Annotated in this window: 15 protein-coding genes; 14 read left to right on the top strand and 1 reads right to left on the bottom strand. The window is 36.2% G+C overall.

Features of this window, described 5'->3' with window-relative positions; translation table 11 throughout:
* Positions 1-197: 197 nt before the first annotated feature.
* The 14 genes from RV15_RS07665 (at position 198) to RV15_RS07600 (ending at position 18,337) form a co-directional block, all read left to right on the top strand.
* Entirely contained in the window at positions 198-893 is a 696-nt protein-coding gene (locus RV15_RS07665; RefSeq protein ID WP_071877471.1) for a DNA-binding response regulator, read from the top strand.
* A 134-nt stretch (positions 894-1,027) separates the two neighbouring features.
* The gene (locus tag RV15_RS07660; protein WP_071877470.1) at positions 1,028-4,993 is read left to right on the top strand and encodes an isopeptide-forming domain-containing fimbrial protein; all 3,966 of its coding nucleotides are present in this window, start codon (positions 1,028-1,030) and stop codon (positions 4,991-4,993) included.
* A gap of 12 nt (positions 4,994-5,005) precedes the next feature.
* Positions 5,006-5,362 (top strand): EF2685/EF0750 family sortase-dependent surface protein, encoded by a 357-nt coding sequence (locus tag RV15_RS07655; protein ID WP_071877469.1) that lies wholly within the window; start codon positions 5,006-5,008, stop codon positions 5,360-5,362.
* A 3-nt stretch (positions 5,363-5,365) separates the two neighbouring features.
* The gene (locus RV15_RS07650) at positions 5,366-6,175 is read left to right on the top strand and encodes a WxL domain-containing protein (RefSeq protein WP_071877468.1); all 810 of its coding nucleotides are present in this window, start codon (positions 5,366-5,368) and stop codon (positions 6,173-6,175) included.
* A 32-nt stretch (positions 6,176-6,207) separates the two neighbouring features.
* Complete coding sequence (locus RV15_RS07645) at positions 6,208-6,990, top strand: WxL domain-containing protein (protein WP_071877467.1); 783 nt, start codon at positions 6,208-6,210, stop codon at positions 6,988-6,990.
* Positions 6,991-7,095: 105 nt separating this feature from the next.
* A complete protein-coding gene (locus tag RV15_RS07640; protein WP_071877466.1) occupies positions 7,096-8,175 on the top strand; it encodes a WxLIP family cell surface protein in 1,080 nt (359 codons plus the stop codon).
* Positions 8,176-8,206: 31 nt separating this feature from the next.
* Positions 8,207-8,872 (top strand): hypothetical protein, encoded by a 666-nt coding sequence (locus RV15_RS07635; RefSeq protein ID WP_071877465.1) that lies wholly within the window; start codon positions 8,207-8,209, stop codon positions 8,870-8,872.
* 22 nt (positions 8,873-8,894) lie between these two features.
* The gene (gene lepB, locus RV15_RS07630) at positions 8,895-9,653 is read left to right on the top strand and encodes a signal peptidase I (RefSeq protein WP_083429129.1); all 759 of its coding nucleotides are present in this window, start codon (positions 8,895-8,897) and stop codon (positions 9,651-9,653) included.
* Positions 9,654-9,676: 23 nt separating this feature from the next.
* Complete coding sequence (gene lepB / locus RV15_RS07625) at positions 9,677-10,384, top strand: signal peptidase I (RefSeq protein WP_071877464.1); 708 nt, start codon at positions 9,677-9,679, stop codon at positions 10,382-10,384.
* 35 nt (positions 10,385-10,419) lie between these two features.
* On the top strand, positions 10,420-13,023 hold the full coding sequence (locus RV15_RS07620; protein WP_071877463.1) for a YfhO family protein: 2,604 nt from the start codon (positions 10,420-10,422) through the stop codon (positions 13,021-13,023).
* Positions 13,024-13,054: 31 nt separating this feature from the next.
* Positions 13,055-14,005, top strand: coding sequence for a DUF5067 domain-containing protein (locus RV15_RS07615; protein ID WP_071877462.1), 951 nt, complete (start codon positions 13,055-13,057; stop codon positions 14,003-14,005).
* Between the two features lie 18 nt (positions 14,006-14,023).
* On the top strand, positions 14,024-14,773 hold the full coding sequence (locus RV15_RS07610; RefSeq protein WP_071877461.1) for a hypothetical protein: 750 nt from the start codon (positions 14,024-14,026) through the stop codon (positions 14,771-14,773).
* 304 nt (positions 14,774-15,077) lie between these two features.
* Positions 15,078-15,788 carry a winged helix-turn-helix domain-containing protein gene (locus RV15_RS07605; protein WP_071877460.1) on the top strand — a complete coding sequence of 237 codons (711 nt, stop codon included), beginning with the start codon at positions 15,078-15,080 and terminating at the stop codon, positions 15,786-15,788.
* Positions 15,789-16,051: 263 nt separating this feature from the next.
* Entirely contained in the window at positions 16,052-18,337 is a 2,286-nt protein-coding gene (locus RV15_RS07600) for a glycosyl hydrolase family 18 protein (protein WP_071877459.1), read from the top strand.
* A 135-nt stretch (positions 18,338-18,472) separates the two neighbouring features.
* Here RV15_RS07600 and RV15_RS07595 read toward each other — a convergent pair whose 3' ends face one another.
* Complete coding sequence (locus RV15_RS07595; RefSeq protein WP_071877458.1) at positions 18,473-19,075, bottom strand: hypothetical protein; 603 nt, start codon at positions 19,073-19,075, stop codon at positions 18,473-18,475.
* Positions 19,076-19,236 lie beyond the last annotated feature (161 nt).

Below are 19,236 nucleotides of genomic sequence, written 5' to 3'. Positions count from 1 at the left end.
TTGATTTCCTGTTCTTATTTAGAATAGGAAACCCAGATATGAATCATAAAAAGTGGCAATCAGAGTCTATTTTACTATAAAACAGAATAAAATAATAATTTTGAACTATGAGATTGTTAGTTTTTATTTAAAAGTAAATACAGGATAAATTTAAAAGGATTAGCAAAGCATTATCATCAAGAAGAAGGAGGAAACAAATGTTTAACATAGGGCTCGTAAATACAGTTGGAAATTATCAATCAGAGTACATAGTTGCTTTAAAAGAAAGAAAATGTCTAATTCATCAAATTAATCTAAATGAAATGGCTGAACGAATCCCTATCATGGATGCAGTGATTATCATAGAACCTACATTAGAAGATATTGGACTGACATGCGAATTAATTATCAAAATAAGAAGCTTAACGAATCATTTTATCTGGATTTTGTCTAGTGAACCAACAAAAGTAAATCGAATCGTTCATCTTCAACTTGGGGCAGACGGCACATTTGATCGTCGCACAGAGTCAGATGAGTTTTGCTTATTCATTATGAATACACTTGAAAGAAGATCGAACAAGAAAGGTCAGCAGACTGCAATTCTTCAAACAACGGAAGGAGCGCGGCCAGCAATCCAACTAGTCCCCAACAATTTCTCCGTGAACATCGAAGGAAAAGGTGAAGTTGGATTGACTAAATTGGAATTTAAAGCTCTGGAATCATTGATTCAAAGAAAAGGTGAAGCAATCACATATGAAGAATTGTATAAAGAAGTCTGGGGAGAGGAAAAGGGCGATAAAAAATATCGGGTAGCCAATCTAGTCTTTCATTTGAGAAAAAAACTTGAAGACGATTCCTTTAAGCCAAAATATATTCGAACAGTTCGCTCTAGGGGGTATATGTTGTCTAGTTGATGGTTACGTAATTAATCTGGTTTCCATTTTTTTATTCAAGACTGGAAAATTCAGCTTGGGTTCAAAAATTGAAATAATATAGTGTGATCCGACACACCAAAAATTATACAAATAGAGAGGAGTTGAGAAAAATAATGAAGATCGGAAAAAAATCGATATTAGTTGTTTTGTTGGTTTCTTTGTTTAGTATTTTAGGATTTCTGATAGTTAGTAATCAAACCAAGATACAAGCTTCTGAGAAGAATAAAGGCCAATATACTCTTGAAAAAATTTCTGAATCAACAGATCAAATAGAGTTTCTTTTGAAGGTTAAAAATCCACAAAAAGAAGAAATTGTATTATCTTTAGATGAAAAAAAAGTAGGTCTTTTATTTGGTGAGGAGCTAATAGAGTCTCTACCATCAAAGGTTGTAAATGAGCTAAGTATTAAAGATTACGACCAAATGAATAAAATAGCTATTCAATTTAAAGAGACTACAGGAGAATATGAACTTCCAATAATTTTAAAGGCGCAGACAGCTGGGAAAAATATAGCAGATACACTTAAAGTCACTCAACAAGATACTGTGGTTGCAAAAGCTAGTTTTGATTTGAACTATCAGAAGCAAGTAGCTGAGTCTAAAAGTAACAATAATGCAATTGCCTCACCTGTTACTTTTAATGCAAGAAATTTAGTCACTGTTGAGGACTGGGGGACATTTGTGAGTGCTTTACAAAATCCTGCAGTCAGTTCGATCAAGTTGTCTAAAGATATTGCTCGTGGGAACTCAGCGCTGAATCCAGGTACTGTAAGCAGAAGTGTAACAATCGATGGTGCTAATGGAGTAGATAATTTTAGTTTAGATTTTGGGGCTAACGCTGGTGCTAATTTTAGAATTACTTTAGGATCAGTTGGAACAGCTTCAGAACTCAGATTTAATAATGTGAATCTGAAAGGTTCTGGTAGTGCAGTTACTAGCGCTGATGCATTGGTCTATGCGGCACCTGCTGTCAGTTCAAATTGGACAGCGGCCTTTAATAATATTTCATTAATTGAAGGACATACTAAACGTATTGCATATCTGCAAAATGGCGCTATTTTGATGGATGGAGGAAACATCCACCTGACTCATAATGGGGTAGGTACTGGCGGTGCTGGTGGAACAAGTATGAATGATAGCTGGCATAAATTGTTTGAAGCTAAAAATATAACTATTACTAATGGAACAAAGATTAGTGGAACATTCTCAGATATGTTCATGGGCTCTCAAGTAAATGATGCAACGATTCTCGTCAATCAAGGTTCAACGCTAGAATTGAATAATAGTAGAACAACCATGATTGCTATCGATGGGGACCGTGCAACAATGAAATTTGATGGTGAAGGAACAAAAGCAACCATTTATAGCTCACAAACTGGGACAGATCGATTTGGGGGGATCCTTTGTATACAAGGAGTGAATTCTTTAATAGAAGTAACGAATTCTGCCCATTTTTATCTAGATTCAGAATCGCATCCAGCAACAATTCTACAAGGGAACGGCAGCATTTTTAATATTAAAAATAAAGCTGTACTGAATGCAAAAATAAGAAATGATGCAAGAGGAAATGGTTTTGGAGCAGTTATGCGTTTTAGAACATCAAGCGATATGCAGTTTAATATTGAAAATGATTCAGAATTTTCAATCATTAAGGACGCTAGTTCAAGTTCTGAAACACTGCGCTTGTCTGGTGGGAACAATGCTGTAAAGGTTACTGGAGGATCAAAATTTAAAATAATTGGTAATGGTAACCAAGAGGCAATCAACTATACAGGTACGGGTAATTCGTTTAAATTGGAAGACAAAAATTCTAAGGTAGAAATAGTTTCTACTTTAGGAAGAGGATTCAGCTCAGGAAATCAAACAGTTATTGCTGGTGATCCAGGAACAGAGTTTACAATTGATGGGTACGGTACAGGTGGTACGTTTAGTTTTGGATCAAATTCGATTTTGGAATTTCACAATATGTTGTACTACGATTTTAGAAATAATAGCGGTAGCGTAGTTTTCAATGGTAGTGGTGATTTAAAAAATGTTTACTCTGATGTCAGTGTTTGGAAGCAGGGAAATGCTGCTCAACTAGAAGGTAATCCATATAGTGCATGGACACTGATCGATATGGGACTTTATGATACTGGCTTTAGATATGATTATCACAGCTCACGTGCGGCAAGATATCGCACATTCGAAATGAGTCAACTAAATTTACCAGGGACCTTTACGACGGATGATTCAGTTCATGCTGTATTAGGAAGTACTGCCAATAATATGCGAACAATGGCACGGATTAGTGGAAATAATGCTAATCCAGTTGTCGATGAATTACGAACACCAGCGAATGCTGATAAGTATGCATTTGGCCATGTTACTATTCCAGAAGGTGTTGAGGGTTCTCGTTCTGCTTGGACAGACGAAGTAACAGTCGTTTTAAAAGTTACCAAAGCGAATACTGGCGAAACCTATGAAATCAATGGAAAAACAGTTGGTGCTGATGAGAACTCACAAGGGCTAAATATTTATGGTGAAGGTGCCCGTCCGGGGTTATTCCAAGCTGAAAATAAGCGTATGGCAAATGGAGATACTGAATTTTTTGAAACAGGTGACAAAATTGAAGTGGTAAGAGCATGGCGTGGTGGAAAAGCTGGAGATTTAAATCCTGATCCTAACACTGTCCATCTAGGTAAGCCAGGTGATGAAGTTCCTGGAGATTTAAAAGACTGGGCAGAATCAGTCGCTACGATTGATGTTACACCACCAACCAAAGCAGTAGTAACAACAGATTTAAATAACGCAACAAAACAACTATCAGGGACAAGCGGTGAAGATGGTGCAAAAGTTTTCGTTAAAGTGAATGGGGAATGGTTAAAAGGTTCAGATGGTCAAGCAATCACAACAACAGTAAATGCTGGAGCGTGGACACTTGACCTGCCTAAATATTTAGATAAGACCGCTACAGTTGACATTTATTTTAAAGATAAGGCAACGATTAGTCCTTTACCAGCCTTTACATTACCGAAAACATATACACAAGAACCAGATGGTGTATTTGGAAATATCAGTGAAGAAGTTACTGGCTATGAAGCTTATTCAGGCTATCATGATGCAGTGAAATCTGGCACCAAAGATGACCGCTTTAATCCGGCAAATCGTTTGGTTGTTAAAGATGTCATTCCAGACCAATCAAAACTGGTTAAAACAGTAGCATCAAGTGGCGGCTCTGATAAAACGGCAATTGGTGATACGCTGACTTATACGTTGCAAGCTGAAAACCCTAAAGCAGAATCTGCCCCTTGGAAAAATATTGAATTAGTCGATGTCCTTGCAGCGGGGTTACAGTTTGATCCAACAAACCATGGTATTACCATTAATGGTGAGTCTATTGGTGCTGATCAAAGTAAATTTAGTTATGTTGAAGAAAGCCGAACATTGAAGATTTATGCTGGAGATTTAGCTGCCAACAAGAAGGTAACAGTAACCTTTAAAGTGAAACTTGGACAAAATGCGATTGTCGGTAGCGACATTAAAAATACAGCGAAAGCTACTGGTGATTCACCGCAAGAAAAACCATTTGTCCAAGGTCCGATCAATCCAGACTCAGCACATGAACTTCTTACAGTAACTTCTAATGAGGTTGGCTTACCGGGCGGAAAGGTCGAAGGCGTTCTTTCATTTGTTTCAGCCCCCAAAATGATTGATTTTGGGCTAAAAGAATCGGGAAGCTATGGTAATTTTTCTGCGGATGATCCAGAGTACGATCAATCTCTTGTTGTTAGTGATAGCCGAGAAATTTTAACTGATTGGAAGCTATCAGCTAAAGTAACAAAAGTGATGGAATCAACAGATGACCAATCTTATAAGTTACCAGAAGCGCTTATCTATAAAGATGGTGCACGTGATAATGTGTTGAAATTAGAAGAACCATACGACATTATCAAAAAAGCCAGAGGCAGCCAAAATGTGAGTGAAGAAGAATGGGTCAAAAAAGGAAATGGTTTTAAAATGGTTCTGGAAGCAAATCAATATAGAAAACTTGGCGAATACACTGCAACGATCAAGTTTACCTTAAGCGAAACCCAATAATGGAGGGATAAAATGAGAACAAAAAAAGTAACATATCTGCTTATCTTTTTCATTGCTTGGTTTACGCTATTCATTTTGCCAGCTCAAATGGTCAATGCACAAGGAGATGAAAATGGCGGCGGTGCTGTTCAAACAAATGGAGAAATTGGCTTTTATGAAGAAGATGGTTCAACTGAACCATCAACATCAACTAGTTTTTCAAAACCAATTGAAAAGGAAATGCCAGTCAAACCTAAAGGTAGATATCCTTCAACTGGTGAATTAGTAAGAACAAGTTTATCCATCAGTGGTGTCGTTGTGGTTGTAATTGTTTTAGCCTATTTTCTTTTGAAATGGAAAAAGGAAAAGCAAGAAGGAAAGGGGCATTAAGCAATGAAACGAATAATGACATTGTCTTTACTTGCCGCAATTCTTCTAGGTGCAGGACCTTTTATTACAGGGAGTCAGACTGTATCCGCTGAAGGAAGTTTAGATGGCACAGGTTCTATCAAGTTTACTGGTGACTATGACGATGTAGGGATTAGAGATCCGGAAAACCCGGATAACACTGTCGATGCAGGAGAAAGTCCAAGTTCATCTGGAAAACTGCGTATTGATTTTGTTCCACAGTTCAATTTTACTGGACGCAATAAAATATCTGATAAAGATATGATTTATTCAGTGAATGCTCAATTATTTCATGACGCAACTGAAGCGCGTGGGAATTTTATCCAAGTTTCAGATTATCGCGGCGGAGCAACGGGGTGGACTCTTCGTTTAAAACAAGAGACACAATTTCAAAATACGAAAACATCAAACAATCAATTAAATGGCGCCGTGTTGTCTTTGGACAAATCATGGACGAATTCTACAGTAGATAAAGCATATGCCCCAGTTGTTTCAGGTGATATTATTCGTCTGGAAAATATTGGAGAAACATATAACTTAGCAGAAGCAAAAACAGGCACAGGAGCAGGCACATGGTCTATTTCATTCGGAGCATCATCTGATAATCCGCTTGGAAGAGAAAATAGCTTGAAACCCAAAGTCGAATCAGACGGAAAGCCAATGCTTGATGCAAGCTTTGAAAATAAGCAAATACAAGAAAACAGCGCAATAACGTTGTCAATACCCGGAACAACGAAAAAAGATCCGGTACCTTACACTACGGTGCTAACTTGGACATTAGCCGAGTTACCATAAATAAAAACACACAATTTTAGGAGGAAATACAAATGAAATTAACACACAAATTATGCGGAGCAGCTTTATTAGCAGCAACAGGAGTAGCTTTAGCATTGCCAAACACAACAAAGGCAAACGATCTTGAAGGGTCTGGACACATTGAGTTCACTTATAACTCAGATGAGGATCCAGTCATCACTGATCCAGGTAATTCAACTGGTACAACAATCACAACAGGGATCACTACAACAAACCCTGGACCTATGGGAATTATCGGTATTAGCCCATTAGAATTTGATTCACACGATATTTTAACAAGTCAAACGCAACGTGATTATAATGCATTACTTATCACAGCAAATCCAGACAGTACAGAAGCAGATAAAGCGACTAATACTGAGAAATTTGACATGCAAAACGCTGTATGGTTCCAAGATTTACGTGCGACTGATAGCCGTCCATATCAAGTAAGTGCTAAAATCACTGAAAACTTCAAAGAAAAAACAAGCGGTACTTACTTGAAAGGTGCTAACATTACCTACAAAAATATCAATGTAACTTCAACAGCAGATCCAAGCTTAAAACCAGCTGAAAAAGCAGGAACATTGAAACTTACAGCAGGAGAAGCTGCAACAGCAGGCGACTCAGTAATTTTTGTTGATAACAAAGAAGCAGCAGACGGCGTTGGTTATGGTAAATTTGAACTTAATTTTGGTTTACACTCTGATGACACTGCTAAAGATGCAGTTGTCTTAAACATTCCAGCAACTACTGCAATTGGTGAAGGAGATTACTCTGCAAAAATCACTTGGACAATGGCTGACGTACTTTAAGTCGTAACCATTAATTCATTTTAAAGTAAAAAATAAGTACTGAGTGAGGTTCGCTGGCTCAATGAGTCGGCGAATTTCATTTCATAGAAAGGTTAGAGAACCGTAATGAAAAAAAGAGCAATTATATTTATACTCTCTCTTATATACATAGCTAGTTTTGTTTTGCCAACGCAACTGGCATTCGCCGATGATTCAAAAAAACAAGAGGAACAAAAAAATCCGTTAGGCTTCAGTTACAAAGTGATTAAACCAGACAATCAACAAAATCCACAAGTTGGTTATTATGATTTGAAGATGACGCCTGGACAAAAACAGACTGTTCAAATTGATTTGACAAATGATGGAGATCAAGAAGTGGAAGTAGAAGTTTCGATTAGTGGTGCCAAAACAAATGGAAATGGTGTGATTGAATATGGTCCGAGTTCAATCGATAATGATAAATCATTGAAATATGATTTTGAAGATATCGTCAAAGGAGAAGAATCTGTAAAAATCCCACCTAAAACAACAGTGCCATTGAAGTTAGCTATTACAATGCCAGAAAGTAGTTACGATGGTATGATTTCTGGTGGTATTGAAATGAAACGTCATATTAGCAAAGAAGAACAGGCAAAACAAAAGGGAGTTGTTAATGAGTATGCGTTTCTAGTTGGTATGGTACTGACTGAAACAGATGCCGTTGTACAACCTGAATTGAAATTGAACAAAGTATATGCTGGATTAAGTAACTACAGAAATAGTATTTTTGTGAATCTTTCGAATACGGAAGCAGCAATTTTAGATGAATTAACATTGGATGTTCAAATCATGTCAAAAGAATCAGATAGTGTTATTTATGATACTAAAAAAGCAGGTATGCGCTTTGCACCAAATAGTATGATGGATTTTCCGATTTCAATGAATGGTGAAAAAATGGTGCCAGGTAAGTATCGAGCACACGTTCTTGCGACTTCAAAGGATAGAAAATGGGAATGGAATGAAGAATTTACAATTACAGATGAGGATGCCGATAAGTATAACAAGCAAGATGTTAATTTAGTTCAAGAACAAGGGATTAACTGGAAGTTAATTGTACCAATCGTTGCAGGTGTCTTTGTTTTAGGAGTGATTATATTCTTTGTAGTTAGGACGCTTAATAAAAAAAGAACCCCAAAGAAAAAGAATGCTAAAAAAAGGAAACGCTAAATAAAAAAACTTAAAGGAGAGAGAGCCGAATATGAGTATGTTGGATTGGTCTTTTGTAACATTACTATCTAGTGCCCTGCTCTTTTTCCTGTTTGCACTATTCTCTGTTGCTCTTTCGATAATGACTAGACGAAAATTACGTCCATTGAAAAAGCGACCACCCAAAAATAAGCGCAAACGGAAACAATTTATTTTGAAACGCCGTAAATTTGAAAAACAAGTCAAACGCCAGCGAAATAGTGGGATCATTCTTTTTGTTTTAATGTTGATGACAACGGGAGGCGCTTTTTACACTCGTCATTACCAAATGAATAACTTGAATGCGAATGATTCAGAGTCTATCGTTCAAAGTTATTATTTGCTGGATGAAGTTGAGCTTCAATTAAGCAATATTAAAAATAATGAAAATCCACAAAAATCAATTAAAAATCTAAGGGAGCTTTCGCTATCTTTATCTAGTTATGGTGCGAGAAGAGCGTATCAAGGCTTAACAGAAGAAGGACAAATACTGTTGAATCGGCACTTTATTTTGCTGAAAGAACTTGGAACAAACTTAAGTAGTCAGACCGTAGACAGCTTAGGAAACACTGATACGATGGAAGGCTATCAAAAGGATGTAAAAAAAGTGAAAGATAGTCAAAAGAAAGTATTCAAACGATTTAAAGTCAATGAAGCTGCTTTGAAGAGCAAAAAGTAGCAGCTAGGTTGAGGTGAATCAAATGGAACAAGGCAATCAAAAGAAGAAACAACGTCCAGTAACCAAAATGAAACCAACTTTGAAAAAGAATACTACTAATCTCTCTAAAAAACGAAAAAAGGCTAGAGCACCGAAAGTAACAAAATCTTCAATAGACGCGAAAACTCGAAACAAACAGAAGCAACAGAGAGGTAAAGGAAAGCGATTAACAAAAAAACAGCGTATCACTTTAAAGAAGCAACAACGTAAAAAGCTGATTTTAGAAGTGATCATTACGATCGTTCTTACTTTGTCCTTGATTTCAGTCATTGCATATTTTACGTTCTCTATCCCTAAAGTTGAAGGCTATTCCATGACACCAACAGTGAATGATAAGGATCGCTTGTTCGTGAATAAATGGGGACAGGTCAAGCGGTTCAATTTAGTCTATTTCAAAGATCCTAAAAATCGGGAAGTCATGATTCGCCGTGTAATTGCTTTACCAGGTGAAGATTTTTCCTATAAAAAAGATAAATTATATATAAACGGAGAAGAAATAGTGGAACGCTTTATGTCTCAAAAAACAGAAGCTAGAGGGGAAAAAGATACCAATAGTACACCCGATTTTTCGTTACAGGAACTATTGCAAGAAACAAGTATACCCAAAGGGAAGTACCTTGTTTTGGGTGATAATCGACGCTATTCAACAGACAGTCGGTACTTTGGGCTGGTAGATGAAAAAGATATTATCGGTGTAGTAACAATGAGAATATTTCCAATTCATGAAATGACTCATTTTTAGTCTATGAATAACGAGGTGAAAAAATGAAACAGCCAAAATCAGAGCAGCTAGTACTTAGAAAAAGTCCTGCTGGTCATGCAAGAAAAAGAACACCTCATAAAAAAAAGAACACATTTAGCTACATACAAAGGCAACAAATGCTTGAAAGAAAAAAAAATCAAAAAGAAAGTCGAGCTGGGAAAGTACGTCGTTATTTTTCGAACTTGATTTTTCTGTTTTTTTTCATTGTTTGTATGCTGTTCTTGTTCCGGATGGCCACACATCAAGTAGCGGGGCATTCTATGGCACCGACTTTTGCTGATAAGGATCGTGTTTTGGTTGCTAAAGGAGTGCATCCATCTAGATATGAGATTGTTACCTTTGAGCCGAAAACGGCGCAGGGCGACTCTTATATCAAACGAGTCATTGGAATGCCAGGTGATGTTATTTGGGTAGAGGAAAATACGTTGTATATCAATCATCAAGCAGAAAACAATCCTAAAAATCTCTATGGCCAAAACTTAGCAGCTAAAGAACTACCAGATGGAACGATTCAGGTTAATGTTACAACCAAGGTTGCAAAGGCATTATCAGTATATTATAAGATACCTGAAAATGCTTATTTTGTTTTAGGTGATAATAGAAATCATTCTGAAGATAGTCGGATATTTGGCTTGGTTGATCAGAATCAAATTGAAGGAATCGTTGTCTATCGGTATTATCCGTTCAACAAGCTAGGGGTTGTCCGATAAAATGCTGGGAACTTTAAAGAAAGTGAGCGCTAAAAATGAAAAAACATAGAATAAAAGAGTTTCTAAAACAAAATAGTTTGGTGATGCTGCTGAGCTTTAGTATACCAGTTGTATTAATGGCAGTGACTTATTATTTTAACGATATTTATCCAGGTAGTAAATTAACGGTTTTAGCGAGTGATTCATTTACACAATATGCAAATTTTCATGCTAGCTTTAATAATGTTTTGCATGGCAAGCAAAATATTTTTTATACTTGGTCCGGCTCATTAGGCTTAAATTACTGGGCGTTGATGGCTTATTATTTAAATGGCTTGTTTACGCCACTCGTTTTCTTTTTTGATAATGGAAATATGGCGGATGCTTTGTATTATTTAACGCTACTTAAGTTTGGGGCAAGTGGCTTGGCTTTTTGGGTATTCGCTCACAACACGTTTAAAATCAATCGTTGGTTCGTTGCCGGTTTAAGTGTATCTTATGCATTAATGTCTTATAGTGTAGGATACTCGGAAGTTATCATGTGGCTGGATACCTTTATGTATTTACCATTGATTATTCTAGGTATCCATCGGTTGATGGACGGTAAGAAACCAATTCTATTGTTTGTTAGTTATCTACTTTTATTTTTATCTAATTTTTACATGGCTTTTATGGTAGGCGTTTTCTCTTTTCTATACTTTTTTGTCAGAGCAATCAGTAATTGGAGTGTTTATAAAAAAAGGATTCCTACCTATTTGATTACTTCTCTACTTGCTGGTGGTGCTTCAATGATCACCATATTGCCGACTATTTTTGATCTTAGTAATAATGGTGAAAGTTTGTCGGCGATTACGACTTTTTTAACACCTGATACTGGCCCATGGGATTTTGTAGCAAAAAGTTTAGTGGGTGTTTATGATACGTCTAAATTTGAAAGTATGCCTTTTATTTATATTGGTTTATTTGCATTGATTTTTTGTACGTTTTACTTTATCAGCAACAAGATTGCACTTAAAAATAAATTGCTTTATGGGAGCTTATTTATCTTATTGATTGCAAGTGTCTACATTTTACCACTTAATCTAGCGTGGCATGGCATGCATTCACCAAATATGTTGTTGTTTAGGTTTAGCTTTTTATTTTCATTTTTAGTGATTTTATTGGCTGGATATGGTTTAGAAGTATTTGAAAAGAGCGACTTCAATCAACTGTTGAATGGTGTACTGGGGATAGCAGGTCTGTTCATTGTCTTTTTGATTGCGTCTAATAAGAAAAGGTATGGTGTTATCACGACAATGTCGTTAGTTGTAACGATTAGTTTGCTTGCAGCGTATGTCTTACTTTTATATTTTTATGTGTATCAGCCAAGGTGGAAAAAGTGGCTACCTGTGTTAATTGTTCTGTTAATGAGTGGAGAGGCTTTTGTAAATGCACAAGCTTTAGTAAAAGGAATTAAACAGGATTGGAATTATCCTTCGCGTGACTTGATTGCTAAGCCCTATCCTCAAATCAAAGAGTTGTCAGATCAAGCCTCTAAAGCAAATGAAACTTTTTTTAGAATGGAAAATTTAAATCCAATTTCTTTAGACGATAGTTTTAATTTTGGCTATCATGGCATCGGGATGTTTTCATCGATTCGCAATAGACATTCTTCGCAATATATGAATGCATTAGGATTTCGTTCTTTAGGCAGCAATCTTCAGGTTCATTATGAAAATAATACTTTGCTGATGGATGCGTTGATTGGGATGAAATATACCGTTGCTAAAGGAAATCTAAACAAGTTTGGCTATGAAAAAATTGGTCAATCAGGTGACTATAGCCTTTATAAAAATGACTATGCATTACCTTTAGGAATTATGACTGATAACGGCATCTACGAAAAAGAAGCAGTCCGAAATCAAACAGAACTTTTCAATTATTTATCTGGTTCTGAAGGTGAATTATTTAGTTTTGGAGAAGCCACGATGGTAGACTCAAAAAATGTCATTATTACAGAGGAAGAAAACACAGTCAGCTTTGGTGAAGAAGAGCCAAATAAAATAAAATCCGTTACGTGGCTAATCACAGTTCCAGCACATTCACAAGGCTATTTAAGCTTAGTACCAACAGATTTAGGTGCAGCAATAGACACCAAAGTACATGTGACAGTCGATGGTGTAACACGTAGAACCGATTTACGTGATGATGGTCAATATCATTCAATAGGCTATTATGAAAAAACAAAAACAATAAAAGTGACGACTAGTTTTACAGGTGGTAAACAGAGAACTACGTTGTTTAAACCAGATGTTGTCTTTTTAAATACACAGGAATTTGAAAAATCGGTGAAAAAGATTCAAGAAAAAAGTGTAGACTTTAAAACGAATGGCCGCAAAGCACAGGCTCAAACTTCTTTTGATAAAGATAGAGTGTTGTTAACAACGATTCCATATGATAAGGGGTGGAAAGCCTATATTGATGGAAAACAGGTGACGATTCCAACATTCAAAGATGCCTTTTTAGCGATCCCAGTACCAGCTGGTGAACATGAGATCAATTTTGTTTTCTTACCGCAAGGATTTGTGCTTGGAGCAGCTTTATTCATTCTTTGTATACTACTATTTATTGGCTATATCTATTGGTTAAAAAAAAGAATTGAAGTAAAGATCGAGGTATAAAATCAAATCAAAGAGACAAAGGAGAAGTCACATGAAGCAATTGAAAGGAGTCATTTTCTGTACACTACTATTTTTTTTGACTAGTTGTGTGCATCCAAAGTTATCTGAAGAAAAAGAATACTTTTCAAAAGAAGGTGTAGAATATTCCTTTAATCTGCCAGCTGGTTGGAAGGGACAAGAGGATTATCAAGAGCAATATAATGAAGCCGCAGTTTTTGGTGCAGAAGATACAACTAGTAATGCTTATATGTTTATTCGTGTGCGCGATAGAGCAGGTCTTAAAGAAAACACGTTAGAAAAAGAAGCAAAAAAATTAGTCAAAGAATCTTTTGGTGTTGATCCTACTTCTTTGGAAAATATAAAATTAGACGACCAAGCAGCACTACGTTTCTCTTTTAAATATGTATTTAAGCAAAACCCAGTCTGGGTATCAGCCTATTATATTCTTCAAAAACAGCATTTAGTCGAGTATATTTTTTATACACCGCAAGATAATCAAGAAAACAAAAGAACAGTCTTTGATCAATCGGTCGAGACGTTAACAGTAGAAAGTATAACAGAGCAAACAACGACATCAGAACAAGCTTCAGAGAAAATACACAAAATTGAAAATGATTCATATGTTTTTGATTTAACAGGTTACAAAATTATTTCTGAAAATAATCAGCAAAATCTTTTGATCGTGCGTTACGTTTTTAAAAATAAAAGTGATATCAAGGTTTCTGCAAATCTATGGGAGACGTTAGTAACCGTGGAACAAGATGGGACAATAGTGAATAAAAGTCCGATAGCAGAACATACACAAGCAGAAGATTTATCCTATTTATTAGACAATGGCAAGCAGCTGATTGGAAAGAATGATTCTATAGAAAGTGCAGTGGTTTATCAGCTAAATGATCAATCGTTGTCAGATATTACTTTTTCGTTTGATAAGGAGCAATTTAAAGGAAAAACAGAGATTATTATGCCAATTAAAAAATAAATAGAAAGCAGGTTTAGTATGAAACAAGCAAAGATTGTCTTAGTATTGTTGCCATTAGTGTTTTTAACAGCCTGTAATGGAAGCGCAGAACAACAACCAGCATCCACTGCAAATCATAAACTGGATAAAAGTGAGCAAAAATTTGCTTGGTGGGGAGATCGTAAGACACCTTTTGGCGATTTTGAATATGGAAATATTTCAGAACAAGAAGCGCAAGAACTTATGGAAAAAAAATTTGAAGTGACAATACCTGAGAATATCGATTCTGCTAAGAAATTAATTACAAAAGATCTGGCAGTTGAAGGAAGCGAAAAAGAACCTGACTCCTATAGTTTATTTACCTCTGAGAATACATTGGAGTTTTCATGCTTTGTAAAATATAAAAGTAAAGCTGGAAAGTATTTGTCGTATGGAGAAATAAAATTGACGTATAACTATATTCCAATTCAAAAGAAAGTCAAACTATCCAGTGAAAAATTGGTTATTTACAACGCACCGGACGAAGGAGTTTTCCATGGACAAGATGTCATTGCTACCTTAAAAAATATGAGCAGTTGGTTAGATTTAACCGATCAAGATAAAGTCGTGAAAAAATTTGAAGAAGAAACAAAGGCCAAGGAATCGCTAGAAAATCAGGAAATAATCCTCTATAGAAATTTGGATGAAGCGAAGGAAAAGCGCCTTTTTGGGAAAAGTTTTGGTGTGAAGTACGGAACAAATGGAATAATATCGGAAATGTATGCTGTGGCTAGAGATTATCGTATTTAAAAATATATTGGATAAGTAGGACATAACAGAGTATAGCGCAAACAGATATTATTAAGAGGGAAACAATTATTTTTTGTTTCCTTTTTTTATTTATACGAAAAATAAAATGAAATTGATCTGGAATAAAAGCGCAGTTTAATCCCTTTTTATCAAAAAAACATTAAATTTACACTCGAATTTAATAATAAAAAAGTGATGTTTTTGCTTATACTAGTTTTTAGGAAGGAAAAAAAATGTGAATATTACGGAAAAATAAAGTGATAGATCTGAAATAATCAAAAAAATATAAATGAGGGAATGTAAAATGTTTAACATAGCAATCGTCAACAATGATAAAAATAGTAATTCTGCATACATAACAGCTTTAAAAGAAAAAAAATATGTGATCCGCCAGATGGATTTAGACGAATTGATGAAAGAAATATCTGGAATTCATGCTGTATTTATCATGGAGTCAGCAATTGAAAATATCGGTCAAACATACGAAGCGATCATTAAAACCAGAAGTTTATCAAATTGTTTCATCTGGATTTTATCCAAAGAAGCAACAAAAATAAATAGGATTATCCATCTTCAACTTGGAGCAGATGGAACTTTTGACAATGAAAACGATCTAGAGGAATTCTCACTCTATATTATGAAGACTCTTGAAAGAAGAGCCGGTGGACAAGAGTCGCAAGAGTCTATCGGATTTACTAGCCGTTCGGAAGAGGGAGCAAACGCTTTTGACATTCGCTTGATTTCTGGAAATTCTTCTGTAAAGATTGATGGAAAAGATGAAGTAACCTTGACGAGGCTAGAATTTAGAACACTAGAATTATTGCTTAAGCGAAAAGGCGAAGCTGTTACCTACGAAGAATTGTATGAGAATGTCTGGGGAGAAGAAGAGGGAGATAAAAAATATCGCGTTGCCAATTTAGTTTTTCATTTGAGAAAAAAACTAAATGATGATTCTTTCAAGTCAAAATATATTCGAACTGTCCGTTCGAAGGGGTATATGTTCCCTAGTTGCTAATAGGATTTCCGTTTATCTAGTTTAGGGTGTGGAGTAAGATAGATTTTTTGCTTATTTCACCCCTTTTTTACTGTCTTTTTATGCAATATATTTTTATTAATAAAAATATATCATTTCAAAGTGTATATCGTTAGCGCTTTCAAACTAAATGTTATATTCTTATGATGAGAATCAGTAGAATAGCAGGAGGGGATACTCAAAATCAGAAACGTAAGATTTATCGGTCATTACTGCACAACTAAAACTTAAACGAGGTGGAAAATTTGAAAAAAGTGTTTAGAAAAAATGTTAACGTTCTATCTGCTCTAGTCCTTATTGCTTCTAGTTTGGTTTTAACTTTATCTGCATTGTCACTAAATAAAACTGTGGAGGCCGCAGAACCTTCCCAATACCGTAATGTTATGTATTATGGTGATTGGTCGATCTGGGGTGGAGAAGACAATTTTTATCCTAAAGATATTCCAGCGGATCAATTAACTCATTTAAATTATGCCTTTTTAGATTTTGACAGTAGTGGGAATTTGAAGTTTACAGATAAAGATGCAGCAGTTGGCGCACCTGTTGGGCAAGAGGGTGTTCAATGGAATAGTGCTAGTGCAGGTGTTCTAAATGCAATCCAAGACATCCGTGCTAAAAATCCCAATTTGAAAATCGGTATTTCGATCGGTGGCTGGTCTAAATCAGGCGATTTCTCTGATGTTGCAGCAAATCCATCCATTAGAGCAAATTTTGTCAGTAATATTGCTAAGTTCATTAAATATACCAACATGGATTTTGTTGACTTAGATTGGGAATATCCTGCATCTGTTCGCGAACCAGATAAAGTCGATAATACTAATGATGAAGGCACGCCTCATGCAAAACCTGCCGACAAACAAAATTTTATTACACTCTTACAAGATATTCGGACTGCTATCGATAAACAAGGAAAAGATTTAGGGAAAACCTATGAACTTTCTGTTGCTTTACCTGCTTCACAAAATACCTTGAAAAATGGTGTGGATGTTGCACAATTATTTAAAGTAATCGATTTTGCCAATGTGATGACCTATGACATGAATGGTGCTTGGACTCCAAATAGTGCTCATCATAGCGCGCTTTATGGCAATCCAGCGGATCCTAATTATGCTAGCGGCTTCTCTGTTGATCAAACAGTCAAGTATTTGCAAACAAATGGGGCACCATCAAGTAAAATTGTGATCGGAGCAGCCTTCTATACGCGTGGTTGGAATAAAGTAGCAGCTGGAACAGATGCAGCGCATCCTGGATTATTCCAAGCGGCTGAAAAAAATAACAAAGATGCTGATTTATCTCCAACGTACGGTGCTAATAATAAAAATCCATTAAAATCAGGTGATGGTGGTCGCGCCGGTGGTGTTTGGCCGTACCGTAATATCGCAGATCTTAAAGTGAAATCACCAGACTTAAAAGAATATTGGGATGATGTAGCAAAAGCGCCATATATGTACAATCAAAAAACAGGTGAATTTTATACGTATGATAATCCTCGCTCAATCGGTTATAAAGCTGAATATGTAAAAAATAACCAATTAGGCGGCGTGATTTCATGGATGCAGTCTCAAGACAAAGCGACAGATACAACCAAGCGTGACGAATTGACCAAAGCAATCAAAACAGGTCTATTTGGAGCAACTGCATTGCCAGGTAATAAAACAATTTATGCTGATTTAAATGTTAAAGCGACTATTGCACCATACAACGAAAATGGCGCAGGATATGAAATCACAGTTAAAAACAATGAGACATCTAATGAAGCTGGGGACGTTTTAAAAGCTGTGGAATCTGCTTTTGAAACAGTGAAACTACCAAAATTATATATCCCTGTCAATGCAGCAGAAACGTTATCAGCAGGCGATTACAAAGCAGGAACGGTGACAATAGAAAATGGCAATGTAGTCGTAGATTTGTCTTCGGTTTATGATGCACAACAAATTCCACAAGGTTCAAGCTATACCTTTAGACTAAAATCCAGTGCTGCTGCAGTTGACGTCAATCGGCTCACTAGCATCGCGTTGACACAACGTATTGCCAAAAACGGTGCTGAACTTAGCAAACAAACTGTTTATGGCGGAGGTGCAGTTAATCCAGATCCGACAGACACAACGCCTCCGACAACGCCAGTGAATCTGGTTGCTGGAACGGTTACCGAAAATAGTGCTGTCTTAAGCTGGTCGGCTTCTACAGACAATGTAAAACTCGCTGGTTATAAAGTATATCGAGATGGCGCATTGGTTGGAACGGTTGCTGAAACAAGTTATACAGACACAAATTTAACCGCTAATACAACCTATAGTTATACAGTAAAGGCCTATGATGCTGCTGGAAATCTTTCAGCAGATAGTAATGCTCTTGCAGTGAAAACAAAAGAAAGTACAACACCTCCTGTAACCAACGCATGGGATGCAGCAAAAGCATATAATGGTGGCGATGTTGTGACGTATCAAGGCAAAACATACAAAGCAAAATGGTGGACGCAAGGAAATGTACCTGGAACAGAACAATGGGGACCTTGGGAACTAGTTGGCTAGAAAATAAAAGAAAGCTGAGGATGGGACAGAAGTGCTTACTTCCGAAGGGGTTACTTCTGCTTCCAACGTTTATTCGGATGCTAAGTGATTGGGTTGTAACTCGTAGAGTTATATCCCAATCACAGCTTCCTTTTTTTATTCTGGAGGTGTATCTAAATAGTCATGAATAAACTCCGCATATTTATCAACGATCACTTGTCCTTTATCCATCAAAACATAAATACCAGGATCGACCATGTTGACGATATAATCAGTAGTGAATTCCTTCTTCAGCAATTTGATTGCTTCTTCTTTAGTCCTGCATTTATTCAGTCCGTTATCTTCAAAGACCTCATTCAATTGACTTAAAGACCAGTAATCGACAACGGAAGCATCGTTTAAAATATCCAGATAATCAGCAAATAATAACTCATTGGTACTGGCTACAGGATCGATCCCAAGCTCCATTTCAAAGAATTCTGGAAAAACTCCAGTGGTGGAATCTTTTTCATTAACCCAATCAAGCAAAAGCACTTCTCCTGGCAGTAAGCCATCCTCATTTCGGATCATACTTTCTTTTGGAACGATTTTACCAGTTCCATTAGCGATCGATGCTACCCATTCATCAACATTTCGATCCGGCGACATTACCGGAAACTCTGGATATGTCTCATAAATTGCTACGATCTTTGCTACTTCAGCATCTAAATTGACGCCTTTTTGTGGTTCTTCTTTTTTTAAAAAATCAAACAATGCCATATTTTCCTCCTAAATTTAAAAGCGTAGCTGGCTCGTTTAGTTTCGAATGAAAAATAGGGGAATATGTATGTGAAGCTCTTTTTCACATACATATTTTATCTTTTTTCCGAGAAGCTAATCCGTTCAGCTAGTTTTTTAACATCATTGTGTTTTTTACGTGT

The sequence above is a fragment of the Enterococcus silesiacus genome, from assembly GCF_001886225.1.
GTDB classification, from domain to species: domain Bacteria; phylum Bacillota; class Bacilli; order Lactobacillales; family Enterococcaceae; genus Enterococcus_L; species Enterococcus_L silesiacus.
Note: the sequence above shows the minus strand (reverse complement) of the source record. Positions and strands in the feature narration are given on the sequence as shown.

Excerpts from the sequence above, each read along its gene's own strand:
- RV15_RS07640 (WP_071877466.1), top strand. The coding sequence starts at position 7,096 with ATGAAAAAAAGAGCAATTATATTTATACTCTCTCTTATATACATAGCT.
- RV15_RS07635 (WP_071877465.1), top strand. The coding sequence starts at position 8,207 with ATGAGTATGTTGGATTGGTCTTTTGTAACATTACTATCTAGTGCCCTG.
- RV15_RS07610 (WP_071877461.1), top strand. The coding sequence starts at position 14,024 with ATGAAACAAGCAAAGATTGTCTTAGTATTGTTGCCATTAGTGTTTTTA.
- RV15_RS07595 (WP_071877458.1), bottom strand. The coding sequence starts at position 19,075 with ATGGCATTGTTTGATTTTTTAAAAAAAGAAGAACCACAAAAAGGCGTC.
- RV15_RS07620 (WP_071877463.1), top strand. The coding sequence starts at position 10,420 with ATGAAAAAACATAGAATAAAAGAGTTTCTAAAACAAAATAGTTTGGTG.
- RV15_RS07605 (WP_071877460.1), top strand. The coding sequence starts at position 15,078 with ATGTTTAACATAGCAATCGTCAACAATGATAAAAATAGTAATTCTGCA.
- lepB (WP_083429129.1), top strand. The coding sequence starts at position 8,895 with ATGGAACAAGGCAATCAAAAGAAGAAACAACGTCCAGTAACCAAAATG.
- lepB (WP_071877464.1), top strand. The coding sequence starts at position 9,677 with ATGAAACAGCCAAAATCAGAGCAGCTAGTACTTAGAAAAAGTCCTGCT.
- RV15_RS07660 (WP_071877470.1), top strand. The coding sequence starts at position 1,028 with ATGAAGATCGGAAAAAAATCGATATTAGTTGTTTTGTTGGTTTCTTTG.
- RV15_RS07650 (WP_071877468.1), top strand. The coding sequence starts at position 5,366 with ATGAAACGAATAATGACATTGTCTTTACTTGCCGCAATTCTTCTAGGT.
- RV15_RS07665 (WP_071877471.1), top strand. The coding sequence starts at position 198 with ATGTTTAACATAGGGCTCGTAAATACAGTTGGAAATTATCAATCAGAG.
- RV15_RS07645 (WP_071877467.1), top strand. The coding sequence starts at position 6,208 with ATGAAATTAACACACAAATTATGCGGAGCAGCTTTATTAGCAGCAACA.
- RV15_RS07655 (WP_071877469.1), top strand. The coding sequence starts at position 5,006 with ATGAGAACAAAAAAAGTAACATATCTGCTTATCTTTTTCATTGCTTGG.
- RV15_RS07615 (WP_071877462.1), top strand. The coding sequence starts at position 13,055 with ATGAAGCAATTGAAAGGAGTCATTTTCTGTACACTACTATTTTTTTTG.